This window comes from Variovorax sp. 20P10.2.4, from assembly GCF_058244205.1.
In genome coordinates this window covers 1-1,597 of sequence record NZ_JBZAYE010001053.1, presented here as the reverse complement: position 1 = coordinate 1,597, position 1,597 = coordinate 1, and the positions used below count along the sequence as shown (strand labels likewise).

Sequence of the window (1,597 nt, the reverse complement as noted above, 5' to 3'; positions counted from 1 at the left end):
ATCACGGCGCGGCCGCTCGCGAGCATGCCGGTCAGCTTCGAGGGCATCACCAGGTCGGCGGCGTCGGCGCGCTGCGGCAGCACGTGGATGTCGGCGCTGCCGAGCAGCTCGTCGAGCCGTTCGGCCGGTTGCAGGTCGAGGAAGTGCACGTGGCGAAGCCGCAGGCAGGCATCCATCAGCGCCGCGCGGCTCGGTCCGTTGCCGCAGATGACGAAGTGCAGCGCCGGCGCATCGGCCAGCAGCGCGGCGGCCTCGGCGAGCAGCTCGATGCCCTGCTTGTGGCCCAGGCTGCCCGCGTAGAGCACCAGCACCGCGCCGGGCGCGATGCCGAGCGTGGCGCGGTAGCCGCCGGCGGCATTGGGTGCCTCGGGATCGCGCGGGGGAGCCGGCCGGATCGCGTGCAGGTCGACGCCGTTCGGGAACAGCACCAGCCGCTCCGGCGCCACGCCCTTGTCGCGGGCCTTGGCGAGCATCGCGGCCGAGATCGTCGAGACGCGGTCGAAGCGGTCCAGCAGCCAGCGCTCGGCCGCCAGCGCCATGCGCCGCACGCGGCCGCCGCGCACCAGGCCCAGGCCGAAGGCCGCGTCCACCTCGTAGTCCTGGATATGCAGCCACGATTTGCAGCGCAACAGCTTCGACAGCAGCAGCACGCCGGGCGCGCAGAACAGCGGCGGCTCCACCACCATCACCACGTCGGGCCGCCAGCGCGCCTGCGCCAGCAGCAGCGGCAGGCTCGACAGCATGAACGACGCCAGGTGCGCGAGGCGGGCCAGCGTGCGCGGACGCGCGGGCACCCAGGTCGGCGCGCGCCAGACATCGACGCCCTGCCAGTCGCCGCGCCGGTAGGCCCAGGCCGAATGGCCCTCGGCCACCTGCCATTGCGGAAAGAAGGGCGGCGCCGCGATCACGCGCACCGCGTGGCCGCGCGCGCTCAGCCAGCGCGCCATCTCGCCCGAGTACTTGCCCACGCCGGCCAGCTCGGGCGCGAAGTTCATCGAGTGCAGCAGGATCTTCATGGCCGGCTCCGCAACGCGCCGCGCGCCAGGCCGCGCGCCATGCGCACGATGGGATAGCTGCCGAACTCCAGCCGCATGCGCAGCTCGTAGAGCACGAAGTCGCTGACGCAGGCGAGCAGGAACACGTAGTGCGGCTGGCCCGGAAAGGCCCGGATCACCACGGCGTACGACAGCAGCCGCAGCGCCACCTCGAGCAGCGCCCAGCGCGCCAGCGAGGCCACCGGCACGCGCAGCGCGAGCAGCATCTCGTGGTGCACGGTGTAGGTGCGCAGCAGGAAGTAGGGCGCGATGCACAGGAAGATCTCGAGCGCCTCGCGGCCGACCTTCAGCAGCGGCGCGGCCAGCACGATCAGCGCGGCCAGCCCCGCGAACAGGCCGCAGCCCAGCAGGAAGGATTGCCGTGCGAGCTTGAACACCGAGGCATCGAGCGCCTCGGCGCTGGCCGTGCGCATCGCCGGGGTCTTGGTGTAGAGGAAGGCCTGCACGAACTGCGAGGGCGCCTCGGCCAGCAGGAACGCGAGCTTGAAGGCGCCCACGTAGCCCAGCGGCATGAAGAAGGCCACCACCAGCAGGTCGGACTT

At 72.3% G+C, this 1,597-nt stretch carries 1 protein-coding gene and 1 pseudogene; both read right to left on the bottom strand.

The features are described from left to right. Positions 1-1,016: WcaI family glycosyltransferase (locus tag AC27VN_RS40980; RefSeq protein WP_490880436.1), on the bottom strand; the 1,016-nt coding region annotated here is incomplete at its 3' end. Then, positions 1,013-1,597, bottom strand: a pseudogene (locus AC27VN_RS40975) (polysaccharide biosynthesis protein); the annotation flags it as partial. The gene AC27VN_RS40980 and the pseudogene AC27VN_RS40975, both read right to left, overlap by 4 nt.